Raw genomic sequence first — 16,359 nt, forward strand, 5'->3', positions numbered from 1 at the left:
CTTGTGTCCGGAATGCCTTCTGCTCCAACTATATCACTTTATTCTGAAAAATTTGGGGCTGATTCAAGCTTTGCATCGTCAGGAGTCTTACTTACCACCATTCTATGTATTATTACCCTTCCATTTCTTTATTTCGTCTTAACGCTTTTTTAGAATATTAATCTAAATTATTTTATATTGGCTCTTCTTAATTACTTCAAGTAAAATGAAGAGCCGTCAATCATTTCGATGTCGCCTCTCGTTTTAATCTCTTCCATTAATTTAAATAAAGAATCATCTTTTCTTTTTGCCTCAATCATACAATCAATTTGCGGAATGCTGCCTTTGATCTCTTTTAGGAACTTGAAAAACATATCGATATTTATGTAATCTGAATGGTGGCGAATTTCTTTATCGCTTTTGGGACTTGATATATGCATTTTTATAGGGAGAGGAGAATCCACCCATGTGTGTACAACTTGACTCCAGTTCTCTTCCCAATTTGGATTTTTATGATGTACAAGATGGTGATGATAATCGAAAACAAGTGGAATTCCTAATTTTTCACATAGAAAAAGTGTATCTTCTAATGTAAAAGAAGTATCATCATTTTCAAGCATGATCGTTTTTTGTATGAATCTCGGGACCTCCATCCAATTATCGATAAAGCGTTCAAGGGATGTTTCTGTTTCCTTATAGTTTCCCCCCACATGCATGACACAACGATGTGTCGGGTCTATTTTCATCCCCTTTAATAATAAGTAATGCATTTTTAAAGTCCTTATTGAATTTTTCAAAATATCCTTATTGGGTGAATTAATCAGGACAAAGTGATCGGGATGAAAGTCAATTCTTATGTTATGTTTTTTGACAAAATCTCCTATCTCCTTCAAATTTGCTTTTAAAGGATCCATATAATCCCAATCAGAAAGCTCCTCATGGTTCGCCAAAGGTATGAGGCGTGAGGTTAACCGATAAAAATGAATCTCAGAAGCTGCAGCATGCTTTAAAATCCTAAATGTATGCTGTAAATTTGATATGGAAATCCGTTCTAATTTGCGAATCGCCGCTTCCCTATCTGCTATTTTCTGGAATTGCGCATAGGTCATCGTTTGAGAGGGGGAAGCATTTTTTAGTTCCATGCTCATCGCAACAAAGCCAAGGCGTACAATCGTCACTTTCTTCCACCTCTTCTCACTCATCTGAATAAATCGTTGATATCTTCTGCTAAACTTGATGTTGATTTCCGCTCCAGGCACAAGCGGTTCGTTGGCGGTTCGGGGATCCTCCTCGTCGCTATGCTCCTGAGGGGTCTCCCCTGTCCCGTACTCCCACAGGACACTGAATTGCTTCCTTGAATCCGCCCACGCACGAAGAAAATGCGTTAGCATTTTCGAAGAGTCTTCGTGCCTTCCGCTCCAATCAACTGCTGTTCAATAATCAACATTGTCCTTTAACATAGCCTTACACTAAAAAGTAAGGCCATCAATCAATGATGACCTTTTTTATCATTAAAACCAATTATTGGCTAGTTTTATTTGTGTTGTTGCTTAAACCTTGTGCATTTGGGTCTACAATATTTGCTCCGTAATCTGGGACATGGCTTGCATGCTCTTCATGATATCGGGACCCTGATCCTTGCTGATACTTCCCGCTTTGTTTTTGATTATTAAGGGCTTGTTTATCAGACATATACTTGTTCTCCTATCAAAGGTATTCTGAAGATTTTAGCAATTGATTATTAATGATTTGGATATATTCTAAAAGCTATCCACTCTTTATATTTTTCATTTTTACCATTACGTATTCATCGGAAGTTGTTTGCACGTAAAACCCTTTAAGAAAATATACAGGGATTTTTTCTCTCGTATCTAACCTATGTATCGGAAAAATACTATTCCTGAACGCTCAAATAAGAATGTTCAAGGGTACGATTACAATACTGGGGGTAAATCAGTATGAATATTAAGGAAGGTGTCATTCCTACTGTCTTAGGCACAGCTGTTACTGCAACTGGTTATGCGCTAAAACAGAAACGAGGAACCAATAAAATGATTGCGAATACTGTATTTGGTTTTGGGTTAGCTCACATCGTTTTAGGACCAATTGACCTTATCCAGCATCGTCGTTAGCAATAATCAAGTGCATCTTTGGAACAAATTCAAAATAAGGAGTGAGCCAATTGGACTTACAAAATCAATCAGTATCCTCGTTACTTGATTACAAAGAAGGAATTGGCAACTTTACTAAGAAAATGCCGAATTTGGCAAGGGCGTACAATGAATTTACAGAAATTTGTTTTCAGGAAGGGACATTAAGTCAAAAGGAAAAGCAATTAATTGCCTTAGGCATTAGTCTTCATGCTCAAGATGAATATTGCATCATTTATCACATGAAGGGCTGCCTAGACCAAGGGTGTTCTGAGGAAGAAATACTTGAAGCGATAGGTGTTACAGCAGCGTTTGGCGGTGGAGCAGTGATGAGCCAGGCGGTCACATTAGTACAACAAGTAATGGATGACTTTAATCAAATAAAACAATAAAATCCTTTTGTCCCCGAGGGTTCTATACCCCGGGGTTATTTAGTTACAACCATTTCTCGAACCCTGTCTAAAAAGTATTCAAGGGCTTCCTAAGTGGAAAGCCCCAATTTTAACAATCCCCATGCTTATTTAGGTGTAATGGAGGAGGAATGAGCCAGCCTTTCTCCTTATTTAATCGGAGTACCTTAGCGCCCAGTGCTGCTTTTTGGATATGGATTTGGCCATACATTAAAGCAACATCTTCCCTGATTGATTTTCCTATAATTTGACTGCACGCCACTAAACCAACAGCAATATCAGCGGAAAGCGTCGCAGCAATGGCGGGATCAGGAATCCTAGCTCCTACTGGAATATCCTCTAAACAAACTTCAGGTGGTTCAGGTGAAGCTGGGGGTAACCCGATTCCATTCTCTTTTAATAACTCCTCCACTTGCTTTTTTTCCTGCTGACATGTATCGACGGCTTCTAATAATAACTTTTTTAAATCCTCGTCTCCTGCATGATTGATCATCGTTTGATACCCTGCAATCATTCCATTTCCCGCTAATACTGAAGCCCAAAGATCAAAAACTTCTCCATAATGTAAAGGCTCTTCCTTCGGATTCCCGCTTAAAATTCCCATTGTTGCCCTCCTTAGCGTGTAAACAAATTTATTCATTAACAGAAACACCTTTCATGAACTACCAATTTAGTTTTCCCAGTTATCAGTGCGACTATGAATTATTTCTTATTGCCTTTTTTATCACTCTCCTTCTCACTTAACGTCCGAAAAATTTGAGTATACATCGTGCCCTGGACTATATTTTCTAAAAAAAATTCTCCAATCAGCTCTATATACTCTTCATCTTCGAACATCTTCTTCCCTTGTAGTTCCATTTCAGCTAATCCTTCATAAGTCGTTAGAAAGGTATATGTATGGTCTTTCCCAGTAACGGGAGTTAATATTTCAACCTTCTGGTCGTAATGATCATTTCTAAATTTTTTAATCTCTCTTAAATTATTTATTGCCTCTTTATATTTATCCTGTTTGATTTCAAATGTTTGATAAACTAAAACGGACATAGATTTCACTCCTTAAAGTTCTGCATGCGCTGTATTATTTTCCCCCTTAATCAAACAATAAATTCTGAAAATGTATCCATTTGAATCCTACTAAAACCATAAATTTTATCTTTTTTTATTTTTTAGACTTGAGCTACGATTTTTTTCATAAAATGTACAAGTCTTGGTAAGGTACAAATTGGAGTGGTGTTTTGAATACAAGTATATTAATTAGCTACATAATTTTGGGCTTTACATTAGCAGCTCCAATTGGGCCCGTAAATTCAGCCCGATTGGATAAGGGGATTAAAAACGGGTTTTGGCATGCTTGGATTGTAGGCGTAGGATCCATGATAGCAGATGGAATCTTTATGTTGCTGGTTTATTTGGGAATGGTTCAATTTCTTGGAATTCCAATCGTTCAAATTTTCGTTTGGCTATTTGGAGGCTTTATTCTTATCTATTCTGGATTAGAAGGTATAAAGAATTCAAATACGATTACTTTGGACTATACTAGAAACAAGGAATCGTTATTAAAGTGCTTTCTAACCGGATTCATCATGTCAATCACCAGTCCTTTATCCATCTTATTTTGGTTAGGCATTTATGGCTCGGTCTTAGCGAAGACTGTCCAAACCAACGGTACAGAATCTCTATTAATTTACAGTAGTATGATCTTTCTTGGTTTGACTCTTTGGGACGTCTTTGTTGCTGCACTTACCTCGGGTTTCCGAAAAATGCTAAATGTCAAAAGTCTCATAGCGGTCTCAATCGTTTCTGGTGTTTCTTTAGTTGTTTTTGGCCTATATTTTGGCTATCAGGGAATTACTGCATTATTAGGTTGAAAAAAAAAGCCCCCTATTGATTGGGGGCCTGGATGGACACTATATTAAGAGAACTCTCCTAAAGGATTATGCCCTTCTTTCTTATTCCAAACCATCTTTTGCATAATAAATGAAACAATACCAATAATCGCTACAAACAGTAAACTAACAAAAAAACCCATTCGAATATTTTTTTCCATCAACGTCCCGCTCACCGCAGCTAAAATGAGCGCGATTCCGATAAAAGCCATAATCTTTCCCCATATTTTTATCTTTAAAATATGAAGTGCAGAAATAATGATGAACAACCAGTTAAATAAGATTAAGATGCCTGCGGCGGTAGTAATATATTCGTAAATTTTACCAGGTAGCAATAAGGCTGTTATGATTGAGGCTATCAATCCAATTGTCGCTAGTCCCAAAGAAGGTAAAGGAAGCTGCTTAAAATTTTTTAGTTTGTTTGAAAAAAACTTTGGAGCGTCCCCGCCATCTGCTAGGGTCACAAGAAGTGTAGTTACCCCAAATAAGGACGCTGTCATCGTTGAAAATCCGGCTAAAATAATAGCAGCATTAAATACATGTGGAAAAAAACCAAAATGATATTTGTCTAATGCCGTTACAAAAGGACTTTCTTTTTCATTAAATGCCCCGTGAGCAGCCATATAAACAGCTAGTCCCAGTGAAATAATATAGATCACGACAAGGACAATTAACATGATAATTCCCGCTTTGGGAGCATCTTCTTTCTTTTTAAGCCTTACCGCCATCAGGCCAATAACCTCTATTCCCCCATAAGCGTAAAAGGCATAAATTAAAGAGGACCAAAAACCTTTCCAACCTTTTGGGAAAAATTCTTGAGATGAATGTGGAAACCCAGGATGTTTTACATCCCCATGGAGCCATCCAAATACTGCAGCCGCGGCAAGTATAATAAACATAATAATCGCAGCTGTTTTAATAACGGCCAGAAGATTTTCAACTTTGTCGAACCCCTTATTGCCCGTTATGACCACAATAATCGAGAGAATCGCATATCCGGCCGCAAAGATCCAAAGAGGAATATTCGGGAACCAAAATCTCGAAAGAATGGAGAGTGCAGTCAGTTGACTTCCCATGATTAAAATATTGGAACACCAATAATTCCAGCCACAGCTAAATCCTGCCCAACGTCCGTATGCTTTGTTTGCATAATAACAGAATGATCCTTCTTGTGGATCCTTAGCAGTCATTTTAGCTAATAAGCTATAGACAATATAGGTTCCAATCGCTGCTAACAAAAAAGAAAACACAATTGATGGACCTGTTGTTTCAATGCCAATCGTAGATCCAAGAAAAAATCCAGTGCCAATAGTACAGCCCACACCAATCAGCGACAATTGCCACCACTTTAAATTTTTATCTTTGCTTTCACTTTTTTTGCTGCTAGGTATAAAAAAATCCATTCTTAATCTCCTCGTATAAATGATAACTAGGGAAATTCCTCAAAGCCTTGTTTCCTCACTCTATCGTTTTCGTTATAATGGCTAAATATTCATTCGTTCGGGTTCAATCCCGGATTATTGTATTTCTTCGTATGAATAATTTTTATTTGTCATCTTAAATCAAACAAAGGAATGATCAAGAAATTAGAAATGCCTACATTTGCTTAAAATGTAGGCATCTTCAATGCTCTTTAATATTCCCTCTTGTTGCCTTTTTTAACATACTCCCATTCCACATCAATATTGGATCTTACCCTTTGAAGCAGCTGATAAATTGTCTCTATTTCTTGTGGAGAAAATCCATTTAATGCAACCTTGTTTGAATAATTCCCTTCTCTTTTTAGAAATGGATACACTTCCTGGCCTTTTTCTGTAGCATAGAGCTTTTTTATTTTTTTATTTTCTTCATCGTTTCTTTTTTCAATGAAGCCTTGGAGTTCAAGCTTTTGAATGGCACGAGCAGCGGTTGTTCGGTCTACTTTAATCATTTCCGCCACTTTCTCTTGAATGATTCCAGGGTTTTCACATATGCGAATTAAGTACAAATATTGGCCTTTTGTTAGGTCGAATGCTTTAAATTCAATATTACTAATCGAATCTAGCGCTCTGGCAATCATTCCAATTTCTCTTAGTATTTCTCTCATAAAAACAATCCCCTTAGAATATTTTGTTGTATTTACAACAAAATATTTTTCATATATACTACATTATGACCTAACAATGAAATATAGAAAAGTGAGCAAACCTATTTCGTGACACTCTGCACTGATTTTTCCACTAAAAAAAGGGAGTTGTTTTTTATTGATTCATAATCGTTGGCTTGTTAATTCTGCATTGTTGAGTATCGCATTCATTTGGGGGATTACGTTTGTTGTGGTCCAGGAAGCCATATCAACCATCGATCCATTTTCCTTTAACTTTCTACGATTTGGTTAAGCTGCCGTACTGATTTTTTTCTTTCTATTTTTTACACAGAAAGAAAAATTTTCTCTTAAAACCCTCATCACTGAATTTAAAATTGGTTCTTTTCTTGGGTTATTATTGTTCTTAGGATATGCCTTGCAAACCTTTAGTTTATTACTCACGACATCAGGGAAATCTGGATTTTTAACAGGATTGGCCGTTGCACTTGTGCCGATTATTTCATATTTCATTCTACGGCAAAAACCTACCTTTCAAGGAATAATTGGCGTTCTATTAGCTGTTTTTGGACTTTACCTATTGGCGTTCACGGGCATGACAGGAGTAAATATCGGGGATTTGTTAGCACTTTTATGTTCATTTGCGTTTGGTCTCCAGATGGTTTTTACAGGAAAGTTTGCTTCTCAGGCCTCCGTCTTATATCTTGTTTTATCTCAATTAATTACCGTTTCGGTTTTGAGTGGAATTTTTGCGTTGATCTTTGAACCTACGCTTAGTCTAACTATTTTGTCACATCCATCGGTGATTATTGCGTTATTGATCACAAGTATTTTTGCAACAGCTTATGCGTACATTGCCCAGACTTTTTTTCAAAAGTCGACCAGTCCTTCAAAGGTGGCTTTAATCTTTTCAATGGAACCTGTCTTTGCTGCACTAGCTGATTATCTTTGGAATGGAACAACTTTGGGAACCCGCTCCATTTTTGGATGCCTATTGATTCTATTTGGTATGTTATTAGCTGAAATCCCATTCTCGAAGTATTTTCCATTTTTAAAAATAAAAAACCAAAAGGTTAATATGTAAGAAAAAAAACCGTTCATGAAATTCGAGCGGTTTTTTAGAGGTCTTTTTCGCTTATAAAGTTTAGTCATCATCATTGGTTTGAACAAGATTTTCCAATCATGAATCAAACAAAAAAACGGCATATGCCGTTTTTAATCTATTCGTTCATCATTTTACTAAACATAACAGAAGTTGCTGCCATTGCAATAACAAACAATCCAAGGATAACATAAAGACCGTAATCCATTTTTTTCACCTCCGTACGCTTTCTATTCCATATTTAATTACATCTAAAACATCCATTATTATAACATTCTATTAAACTAAAAACTATTACAAAAATCACACTCTGACCCTACTAGTTTGGTTTAATTAAGCTTCTAGTTTATTTTTACTCAAAGGCAACATTCCGGCCATAAAAATGATTGGAACTAGATTAACAGCAGCCAAAATAGTTCCCGGAAAATCCGAACCACTTATTAGACCATGTAAAGTCACGAGGATATACAAGATGGGATTTAGTGCATGCAATTTTTGCCATCTTTTATAACCAATTTTCTTCCGGAATTTTGATGTTAAAAAGGTTAATATGAAAAAATAAAAGCCAATCGTCCCCATTGCCATTGAAATGGTTTCATATCCGCTGGCAAAAGGGATCAGCACTTCAGATAGTTTAAATGGGAAGTACGAATCAATCAGTAAAACCCCTAAATGTCCGCACGTCACAATTAAGGACCAATCGGAAAGCACCTCATGAAAATGAAGAATGCCGCTAATTTTCTTTTTTCGTTTCTTTTGAAACGCAGAATAAAGTCCAGTTAAAGCTGCTAGATATAATAGTAGATATGCCACCACTCCTGTTGCTCGTATTAAGTACCATTCAAGAGATTCCATATTATTCGCTTCCCCTCCACATTTCTATTTATTCATTACATTCGGTTAGTTTAAATTGTGATTTAATCCTGCTTTCAGGTTCCTCTTGCAGATTTAATTTATAAAAGTTATCTTAATTTATCCTTAATTCAATTCCATAAAGTTTTTAGAATGTATGAGAATTTAAGAGAATACGATGTGCAAAAAAAGAAGACGAGTTGATGATCAAAAAGGGCTGCCCCAAATTTTACATTGGGGCAGCCCTAGTTTTTATTTATCGTTTTGGTAGAAGAACGTAGCGGTTATGCTTCCGTCTGGATTTTCTTTAATGTCTTTTACATTGATACCAGATAACCCCGTTGCACTATAACCTTTATAAAAGTAGAAGGATCCTGAGTAAACGTTTGCACCGTTTGATTTCAGAACATCTCCTGTTTGGAAGAAATCCTTTTCATCTCCACGGTTGACGCCTTTTTCAAGGTCGAAGTTACCGTCTTTTTGTACAACCGATAACCCATAGTGCGAAACACCATTTACAGGAGTGCTTACGTTATATAGCTTTTTGCCGAAGCTCTCCACGCTATTCACATCATTATACCCTTGCTGGTAATGGCTCAGCGTATTTTCGTCTACATGCCATGCAACAAGTCCATGCGCATTGGCACCTTCACGGCCTAAACCTTGGTTAAATCCAACCTGCTGAATGTTTTCGAATAAGTAGTATTCCGTTCCGTTCGAACCAGGAACCTCCATTTTTACAAATGCGTTATTTGAATTTGATTGGTTAACAGGCTTGAGCGTAATTGTTTTTGCCCCATCAGCAGGCTTGACATTAATTGGTTCTGCCCATCCTAAGAATATTTTGGAAAATGGATCAAAGCTAGTTGGCGAGTTACCCATGTAGGCATTTCCGTTTGGATAACTCATCCATGAACCGCCGGCCATTATCGTATAGTTTCCAGCCCCTTCTGAGGAGTAGTCGACATCATATAGATCAGGAAGACCTAAAGCATGGCCGAATTCATGTGAGAAAACGCCTGCTTGAGTTGGATACGGACCGCTTTTTAATGCATCACTGTATTTACCATTTGTATCATCATATCCAGCAACGTTTCCGCCGATTTCCGGTTCAATGGTGTAGGTTCCGATTTCCACTCCGTCCTTGGTCCATTTGCCTGCATTATCGTTCATAAACTCGTCTACATCTAGTAGGGTCCCATCTTGGTAGTACTTACCATAATAAAGAGCAGATTGAATATCCCACTTGTGTGACCAAATTTGTTGAGGATCCCCGGACCATTCTGCTCCTGTTCCGGCGTGTACGATAAATACGTTTGGAACGACCCCATCTACCGCATATTTCGAGAAGTCCACTTGAGCATCTGCTGCTTCAAGGGTATCAGCAACTAGCTGTCCGACATGAGCATATCCGTTGGTATTATCAAGGTCACCTAATTTCTGGCTTAAGTAAAAATCGGCATTATGTGGAAGCGTAATCCATTCAGTTGGAGCGTCATCTGTTGTAAGAGTGACTTTTCCGTAGCTGCTTTCTTTGTAGGCGTTTTGCATCGTTTTGTCTTTTGGAACATTCGGTCCGTCATATTGCTTAAATTCAGGAAGTTCATATGGATTGTATCTATCCCCGAATATTAAGTCATTAAAATATTTAGCAGGAACCTGTTCAGCAGGAGCTCCTAAAGGTTGTTCATCTTTAAACTTTACGAGTAATACTAACATTGGAATGTTGCTTTTTGTAGGTGAGTACGTCACGTGGTTATTGCCTGGTGCATTAAACTTTTTTCCGTTTGGGAGGTTTTTTAATTTTTTCGCTTGTTTTGTTAAATCCAAGCCCTTTGCTTTTGCATATGCTTCATATTCCGGTGATGGAGAAACCATTTCCGGGGTACTTAATTGGTATTTCGAGGGTTTAGATAATTGATTCGCCGAAATCCCGGATGCTGCCCCGCCTAGAAGAGCTAAAGATAAAGCAGTTGTAGATAACACTTTCCACATATTCACATACCCTCCGATTTCTGAAAAGTTTCAACTCGAATAATTCGATTGCAAAAATATTATATCATCAATTAATTTCTGATAAATCTATATTTTCGGTATTTTTTAAAAAATAAGAAAAATGACCTTCGCACAACTAGGAAAAAAGATAGAGCCAGGAGATTAACTAACAATTGCCTATTGCGGAACCATTCCTTAGGTGCATTTCACCCTCAATTTATTTTCAGTTGCTCAACTAAGCACCACATTAAAGCATTAAAAAAGAGCTGCCGTGGGCAACTCTTAATTTTTGAAAAAAATCATTTATTTTTCAATATTCCTAAATACTCGATCCAAGGACCAACATCCTTCCTGTACCTTTCAGCCATTACTCGTACAATTTGGGATATATGGGTTAAATCATGAACAACCCATGTTGAAAGTAATTCTCTTATCTGTACCTTACCTAATGCCGGATGTATGCCGGTTAATTCAAGATGCCTTTCAGTTTCAATAAGATTCTTAAGTTTCGTAACATTTTGTGTCCGCATTGTTTTGAATTCTTGCAACTTTTCCTCAATCGATCTTTTAGGATTTTCTTTTAAGTGAGAATATCGGTCAAATGGAGGAAATGGTTTACCCTCGCCCTCCTGAAGAATGATCTCCATCCTTGGAATCCAATCATGTTTTTCACCTTCAATGAGGTGCCCGACCACTTCAGAGATATTCCAGGTTCCTTCACCCTCATTAGATTGCAGCCATTCTTTCGATAAACCTGATAAAAAATACTCTAAGGTTTGTGGTGTTCGTTCCAGCACTTCAATGGCTTCATTCAAATTAAAATTCATAAATTACCCCTTTCAATAGGATTAACTAGATTTTCACATTTCAAAAAAGCTATGTCTCTCTACTTTGCAAACTCTAAGAGCAAAATTTTTGTACCACACTGTTTTCCCTTTATCTTGTGCAATTTTATGGGCTGAATTTTCCTTCCATTCTCTAATAGATTCTAATGAATCCCAATAAGAAACTGTAATCCCTAATCCTTCATCTCTTGCACTTTCCATTCCTAAGAATCCATAATGCTGTGAAGCTAATTCTACCATTTTGTCCGCCATTTTTGCGTACCCCTTGTCTCCATCCGTTCTCTCCGACGCAAAAATTACTGCGTAATATGGCGGTTCGGGAGTTTTTGCAATTCCACTCATCCGTATGCTCCTCACAAAAGGTTTTAATTTACGATCATTTTATTCGTTGAAAATAAAAAATATCATTCTTAAACATTGTTACTATATTTAATGTTTATTAAAGTACTAATGATTGGATAAATTCAAGATGGATATATAAAGAGGGCTCGAGGCCCCTTTATAAAACATTATTATTTTAAAATGTTCAATTTTTGTCCGATATAAATCGGTTGATTAGGATCGAGGTTATTGGCTTTAACGATAGAGTCAATCGTTACCCCGAACTTCTGAGCGATCTTCCAGAGCGAATCTCCCGCAACAACAGTATAAACAACAGTGGATACAGTTGGAAGGGTTACAATATATTTTGCTATATATCCTTGATCAGAATAATAGGCATCTTTCTTGTATTCTACTACATACCAGTCTCCAATAGCTGAAACAATTTTGATATCCGTATTCATCGGAAGCATAAATTTTATATCATACTGTGTCCCGGCATAAGTCCGAACATTGGCGTTTACCCGCGTTTTTCCACTGTCTATCTGAAGTATTTCCTGATTGGATGGAACCTTGATTAATGGCTTGGAGACAAATCCTTTCAGCACCGAGGTGACCATACTATAGGATACCTGATACCAATCACCTGTTTCCCCTGTTATCGTAACTTCTGAACCGGCAGGAATGGTCAGTAGGATTGGATTTTGTGTGCTTGGTCCTGAACGCAGGTTTGAATTTTTCACTGTCAAACCGAAACCCTCTGTTATCTGAATGATGTTTTCACGGTTATTATACACATTCGTGTTTCCGGCAAGATCGGTGAGCTTGACAATAAGATAGTAGTTGCCCCGAGTTACGTTAAAGCCGCGGTTGTTTTTTCCATCCCAATAAAAATAAGATGTACCCTTCAAATGGCGGTCCCATCCGATCGTCTGTACTAGCTGGCCGCTTTCGTCGACAACGGTAACATTCATATCTGCCGTTTCACTTATGGTCACCGGGATAATAATTTGATTCTTCCCATCCTGAACCGAAAGCTGATTAACAGGTGCCAAATCGATCGTTGCGGTTGGCTTTTCGGTATCTGCCTGGGTTGGTTTTGGTACTGCATACGTATAAAGGATTTGATTGGATTCTGTTACAAAAATGGTGTCTTGGATGACTCCAATTGGTCGTACACCAAGACCGCCAGTGGTGGTCGACAGCTGGATGGATGCTGAAATTAGCTGGCCGGTTGCTGAATTATAAAATTTAATTTTGTTGTAGTTCTCCAAAATAATTTTGTCCGACGCGACAACCATTCCTCTTGAGCCAACAACAGTCTGAAGCCCGCCAGCAACAAACTGCTCTCCGTACATTGTCTTCCATTTTTGCGTTCCTGTATTTTTATCAATTCCAAAGATATTTTTTTCATCCAAAACAATAAGAGAATCATTCGTCACGGACATTGGCTGTGTAAACATACCGGTAAGACCAAATTTCCATAATGTCCTACCGGTTGCCGGATCAAATGCCCATAAATTTCTTGTATTATCTTTGGCATCCACATAAAGCTTCTCGTCTTTATAGACCGGAGCTCCGTAGATGGATGCACTTGAAGAAAAATCGAATGTCCAAAGAACCGTGCTGCTAGCAGAATCGAATGCGTATAAGCGAACGGTCATTTGAACTGGATTCCGGATAATAGCATACATCCGGTTACCGCCAACTGCGAATGCTCCATCTATTCTCTCATTGGTTTTAAGCGTATAGTTCCATTTTCTTTGTCCCGTTTTTGCATCTACTGCGACAATTCCCTCAATCATGTTAACATCTCTGGTGTAGTAATATAAGGTATTTTGATCAATTAAAAGCCGGCTGGCAAAGGTATCAATTGTCCAAAGTGTTTGCGGAGCCGCCCCTGTATCCTGAATGGCGTACAGTTGATTCATTGTTGAAGCATAGATTACTCCATCTTTTGCGATGAGGTCTAGAAAGGCATCCTTGTTTTCGGTTGAAAAATCCCATTTTTCTTTATAGGTATCCAGGTCGGTTGCCGAAAGGATTTTTTTCTCAATCCGCTCAACAGAATAGAGCTGATTCTGGTCGACACTAAACAGGGATGAAGCATTATTAAATGGATCTTTCTTTAATGTCAAATCTACAGGCACAGTTGCAGTTGAAAAATTGGTGTTTCCCTGGTCAGCCAAATGCATTGGCCAGTTCCCGTTATCAGCCCTTATGTTCCGAACCTTAACTTGATTCTCTAATTCGGCTATTCTTTGCCTTAATTGCTGATTTTGGGTTATTAAACTATTTATATAATGTTGATTGAAATGCATCATTTTTGAACATCACACCTCCCTTTTGGCACTATTCATTTTATGCATAGGTGCCTACATGGTGAGGTTATTCTTAGTTACGTTTCAGACACAAAATTAAAAGGATGACCGTTTGGAGGTCATCCTACTACAATCTAGTCCCTTTAAATATGTTTATTCATGGTGACCATTATGTTCATATTCCATATCGTTTTTAGGCAATTTTTTGGATACTTTTGATTCTGTACCTGGTTTTACGAGTAAAAATTGCCCCATCATCCCGGAATCCTCATGTTTTAAAAGATGGCAGTGATACATAAGCGGGTGCTTAGGGTCGGCAAAGTTCACAAATTCCACGGCAAGCCTCACCGTTGCTCCATTCGGAATAAACACGGTATCTTTCCTTCCTCTTTCATACTCTGGTGGTTTCTGACCGTTTATGTCCAATACTCGGAATGCTGCATCATGAATATGAAAGTTGTGTGAAGAGCCAAAATTGTCAATTTCCCATATTTCTTTCGCCCCCGCAGGCACAATCTCATCAATTCGATCCATTACCATCTTTTTGTCGTTAATCTTTGAATCCATCGTCATTTTAAATTGACGTAGCTTCGCATTCTTTGGAACCTCGATTGGCGGTACTGTAGAAAGTTGACCGGCTAATGGAGCAGATTCTGTTAATTTAGAAGCTGCATCCATTTTCAATAAATCAAATTCACCACGATCAATTTCCCCACCACTGTTATAACTGTGGAGAACGGTTTTCTCACCAGGTTTAAATTCAACAACAATCTCTGCACGCTCCCCCGGACTTAACTTAAAGCGTTTTAATGTGACCGGTTTCTGTAAAAGTCCGGCATCATTTGCTACAAGTTTAAACGACCTGCCATCCGTAAAGCCAAAATTATAGGCTCTAGCATTGGAAGCATTGAGCAGTCGAAAACGCACTTGACTAGCAGTTATCTTAAGAAATGGGTCATACGTACCATTCACGAGGATTTCATTTCCAAGTGTACCATAGGTGGTATCGTCTTTCTCTGATAACTGCCCATCTTTTGTAAACATTTTATCTTGCACAATTAGCGGAAAATCATCGACACCATAATTAGATGGCAATTTTTTTGAATCCTTATCATCGATAATAAACATTCCTGCAAGTCCCCGGTACACATGTTGTGCTGTTTTACCATGCACATGAGGATGGTACCAAGTAGTTGCAGATGGTTGATCAATAGTCCAATGGGGCGACCACGTCTCTCCTGCTTCAATCATCTGATGTGGGCCCCCATCCATCACTGCCGGTAATTTCATCCCATGCCAGTGTAAAGTTGAAGCCACTTCCAAATGATTTACTATATCAAAGGATACGTGGTCACCTCGTGAAACCTTTATTGTAGGACCAAGATAGGAACCATTGAGTCCCCATGTTTTCGCCTTTTTCCCTGGTAAAAATTCTGTCGATCCTGATTGCATCGTTAATTGAAAATGTTTCGTACCGTCCGAACTAATGGTTGGTTTAAGAAGTTGCGGAATTTTTAATGGATGGTCAAAATGTAGTTGACCAACATTAGTTATTGGTTTATCTCCGCCACACCCAGCCAAACCGAAAACAAGTAACACCAACAAGGGGATCATTAATTTAGTATATGATTTCAACTTCTCCGTTTACTTCCTTTCTACTTCAAACCTCTTCATATTTGAATATAGTAATTAACTCGTTTTCTTCCTCCGAATCTATCATAAACATGAAAAAATAAAAATTCAATACAATATGCTTCCTTACGTATTTAACTTCCCATTAACGGAACGAAAGAATATTTTTCTACATCCTTTATATCGACATCTTTTTCAAGTTTCACCCATTATATTTTGGGTATAGATACAAATATAGTGAGGTGAAAGACGAATGAAGTTCAAAAGATTAATAAAAATAATTTTTCCTGTATTCTTAATTTTTACTATGTTATTACTGCCTTTACCTATGTCACAAGTAAACGCAAAAATGAAGACTACCAAACATTCTAAAACAGTAAAAGCCGCTACCTATATCACATCCTTCAAAAAGGTTCATGGTAAATGGGTAGGAAAATTCGATTATATCCAATGGTATTTTGGAAAAGCGGCTGACAGGGAATTTTTAAAAGACTGTAAATGCAGCAAAGATATGGATGGTGCTCCCGATGGTTACTGGATTCGAAATGTAAATCCAAGGATACGGACCTTTACAATTTCGAAAAACGCTCAATTTGTTTTACAGACAAGGAATTCCTATCAAGTAAAATGGAATGAAAAAGTGACAAGAAGCCAGTTTTTTCGATTTTTGAAACAACGGAATAAAGACTATCAAGTTCCTTTCCATATTGAAATTAGAAAAGGAGCTGTTACGAAAATTACGGAACAATATATTCCTTAACTTTAATTCGATAAATGTATTGG

General features: G+C 37.6%; 18 protein-coding genes. 6 read left to right on the forward strand and 12 right to left on the reverse strand.

The window, feature by feature from the left end; translation table 11 throughout:
• Positions 1-191: 191 nt before the first annotated feature.
• Together uvsE and E2K98_RS30805 are read right to left on the reverse strand one after the other, a co-directional pair.
• Positions 192-1,157 (reverse strand): UV DNA damage repair endonuclease UvsE, encoded by a 966-nt coding sequence (gene uvsE / locus E2K98_RS05775; protein WP_133333748.1) that lies wholly within the window; start codon positions 1,155-1,157, stop codon positions 192-194.
• A gap of 343 nt (positions 1,158-1,500) precedes the next feature.
• On the reverse strand, positions 1,501-1,671 hold the full coding sequence (locus E2K98_RS30805) for a hypothetical protein (RefSeq protein ID WP_165976188.1): 171 nt from the start codon (positions 1,669-1,671) through the stop codon (positions 1,501-1,503).
• Between the two features lie 266 nt (positions 1,672-1,937).
• Here E2K98_RS30805 and E2K98_RS05780 point away from each other — a divergent pair, with 266 nt between their 5' ends.
• Complete coding sequence (locus E2K98_RS05780; protein ID WP_133333321.1) at positions 1,938-2,111, forward strand: asparagine synthase; 174 nt, start codon at positions 1,938-1,940, stop codon at positions 2,109-2,111.
• 41 nt (positions 2,112-2,152) lie between these two features.
• Positions 2,153-2,521, forward strand: a complete 369-nt coding sequence (locus E2K98_RS05785) for a carboxymuconolactone decarboxylase family protein (RefSeq protein ID WP_407921206.1) — start codon at positions 2,153-2,155, stop codon at positions 2,519-2,521.
• Between the two features lie 109 nt (positions 2,522-2,630).
• Here the strand turns inward: E2K98_RS05785 and E2K98_RS05790 are convergent, their stop codons facing one another.
• Positions 2,631-3,143 (reverse strand): DUF3231 family protein, encoded by a 513-nt coding sequence (locus E2K98_RS05790; RefSeq protein WP_133333322.1) that lies wholly within the window; start codon positions 3,141-3,143, stop codon positions 2,631-2,633.
• 98 nt (positions 3,144-3,241) lie between these two features.
• Positions 3,242-3,583: a hypothetical protein gene (locus E2K98_RS05795; RefSeq protein WP_133333323.1), complete on the reverse strand. Its 342-nt coding sequence runs from the start codon at positions 3,581-3,583 to the stop codon at positions 3,242-3,244.
• A gap of 191 nt (positions 3,584-3,774) precedes the next feature.
• Here E2K98_RS05795 and E2K98_RS05800 point away from each other — a divergent pair, with 191 nt between their 5' ends.
• A complete protein-coding gene (locus E2K98_RS05800) occupies positions 3,775-4,407 on the forward strand; it encodes a LysE family transporter (RefSeq protein ID WP_133333324.1) in 633 nt (210 codons plus the stop codon).
• A gap of 44 nt (positions 4,408-4,451) precedes the next feature.
• Here the strand turns inward: E2K98_RS05800 and E2K98_RS05805 are convergent, their stop codons facing one another.
• Together E2K98_RS05805 and E2K98_RS05810 are read right to left on the reverse strand one after the other, a co-directional pair.
• Positions 4,452-5,828 (reverse strand): amino acid permease, encoded by a 1,377-nt coding sequence (locus tag E2K98_RS05805; RefSeq protein WP_133333325.1) that lies wholly within the window; start codon positions 5,826-5,828, stop codon positions 4,452-4,454.
• Between the two features lie 230 nt (positions 5,829-6,058).
• Positions 6,059-6,511, reverse strand: a complete 453-nt coding sequence (locus tag E2K98_RS05810) for a MarR family winged helix-turn-helix transcriptional regulator (RefSeq protein ID WP_133333326.1) — start codon at positions 6,509-6,511, stop codon at positions 6,059-6,061.
• 157 nt (positions 6,512-6,668) lie between these two features.
• On the opposite strand from E2K98_RS05810, the gene E2K98_RS32525 reads away from it, so the two are divergent.
• Positions 6,669-6,803: an EamA family transporter gene (locus E2K98_RS32525; RefSeq protein ID WP_235824730.1), complete on the forward strand. Its 135-nt coding sequence runs from the start codon at positions 6,669-6,671 to the stop codon at positions 6,801-6,803.
• A 12-nt stretch (positions 6,804-6,815) separates the two neighbouring features.
• Complete coding sequence (locus E2K98_RS32530; RefSeq protein WP_268884046.1) at positions 6,816-7,592, forward strand: DMT family transporter; 777 nt, start codon at positions 6,816-6,818, stop codon at positions 7,590-7,592.
• 351 nt (positions 7,593-7,943) lie between these two features.
• On the opposite strand, the gene E2K98_RS05820 is transcribed toward E2K98_RS32530, so the two are convergent.
• From E2K98_RS05820 to E2K98_RS05845, 6 genes are all read right to left on the reverse strand, one after another.
• On the reverse strand, positions 7,944-8,465 hold the full coding sequence (locus E2K98_RS05820) for a ferric reductase-like transmembrane domain-containing protein (RefSeq protein WP_133333327.1): 522 nt from the start codon (positions 8,463-8,465) through the stop codon (positions 7,944-7,946).
• A 249-nt stretch (positions 8,466-8,714) separates the two neighbouring features.
• Complete coding sequence (locus E2K98_RS05825) at positions 8,715-10,457, reverse strand: M6 family metalloprotease domain-containing protein (RefSeq protein ID WP_133333328.1); 1,743 nt, start codon at positions 10,455-10,457, stop codon at positions 8,715-8,717.
• 299 nt (positions 10,458-10,756) lie between these two features.
• Positions 10,757-11,284, reverse strand: a complete 528-nt coding sequence (locus E2K98_RS05830; RefSeq protein WP_133333329.1) for a DinB family protein — start codon at positions 11,282-11,284, stop codon at positions 10,757-10,759.
• Positions 11,285-11,317: 33 nt separating this feature from the next.
• The gene (locus tag E2K98_RS05835; RefSeq protein ID WP_133333330.1) at positions 11,318-11,644 is read right to left on the reverse strand and encodes an antibiotic biosynthesis monooxygenase family protein; all 327 of its coding nucleotides are present in this window, start codon (positions 11,642-11,644) and stop codon (positions 11,318-11,320) included.
• 170 nt (positions 11,645-11,814) lie between these two features.
• Complete coding sequence (locus E2K98_RS05840) at positions 11,815-13,947, reverse strand: outer membrane protein assembly factor BamB family protein (protein WP_133333331.1); 2,133 nt, start codon at positions 13,945-13,947, stop codon at positions 11,815-11,817.
• Positions 13,948-14,097: 150 nt separating this feature from the next.
• Entirely contained in the window at positions 14,098-15,579 is a 1,482-nt protein-coding gene (locus tag E2K98_RS05845; protein WP_208025322.1) for a multicopper oxidase family protein, read from the reverse strand.
• Between the two features lie 250 nt (positions 15,580-15,829).
• Here E2K98_RS05845 and E2K98_RS05850 point away from each other — a divergent pair, with 250 nt between their 5' ends.
• Positions 15,830-16,336, forward strand: a complete 507-nt coding sequence (locus tag E2K98_RS05850) for a hypothetical protein (RefSeq protein ID WP_133333332.1) — start codon at positions 15,830-15,832, stop codon at positions 16,334-16,336.
• Positions 16,337-16,359: the final 23 nt, after the last annotated feature.

The sequence above is a fragment of the Bacillus salipaludis genome (assembly GCF_004358205.1).

Bases quoted from the DNA above. Each gene is read 5' to 3' on its own strand.
- E2K98_RS30805 (WP_165976188.1), bottom strand. From the start codon at position 1,671: ATGTCTGATAAACAAGCCCTTAATAATCAAAAACAAAGCGGGAAGTAT.
- E2K98_RS05780 (WP_133333321.1), top strand. From the start codon at position 1,938: ATGAATATTAAGGAAGGTGTCATTCCTACTGTCTTAGGCACAGCTGTT.
- E2K98_RS05790 (WP_133333322.1), bottom strand. From the start codon at position 3,143: ATGGGAATTTTAAGCGGGAATCCGAAGGAAGAGCCTTTACATTATGGA.
- E2K98_RS05795 (WP_133333323.1), bottom strand. From the start codon at position 3,583: ATGTCCGTTTTAGTTTATCAAACATTTGAAATCAAACAGGATAAATAT.
- E2K98_RS05805 (WP_133333325.1), bottom strand. From the start codon at position 5,828: ATGGATTTTTTTATACCTAGCAGCAAAAAAAGTGAAAGCAAAGATAAA.
- E2K98_RS05810 (WP_133333326.1), bottom strand. From the start codon at position 6,511: ATGAGAGAAATACTAAGAGAAATTGGAATGATTGCCAGAGCGCTAGAT.
- E2K98_RS05820 (WP_133333327.1), bottom strand. From the start codon at position 8,465: ATGGAATCTCTTGAATGGTACTTAATACGAGCAACAGGAGTGGTGGCA.
- E2K98_RS05825 (WP_133333328.1), bottom strand. From the start codon at position 10,457: ATGTGGAAAGTGTTATCTACAACTGCTTTATCTTTAGCTCTTCTAGGC.
- E2K98_RS05830 (WP_133333329.1), bottom strand. From the start codon at position 11,284: ATGAATTTTAATTTGAATGAAGCCATTGAAGTGCTGGAACGAACACCA.
- E2K98_RS05835 (WP_133333330.1), bottom strand. From the start codon at position 11,644: ATGAGTGGAATTGCAAAAACTCCCGAACCGCCATATTACGCAGTAATT.
- E2K98_RS05840 (WP_133333331.1), bottom strand. From the start codon at position 13,947: ATGATGCATTTCAATCAACATTATATAAATAGTTTAATAACCCAAAAT.
- E2K98_RS05850 (WP_133333332.1), top strand. From the start codon at position 15,830: ATGAAGTTCAAAAGATTAATAAAAATAATTTTTCCTGTATTCTTAATT.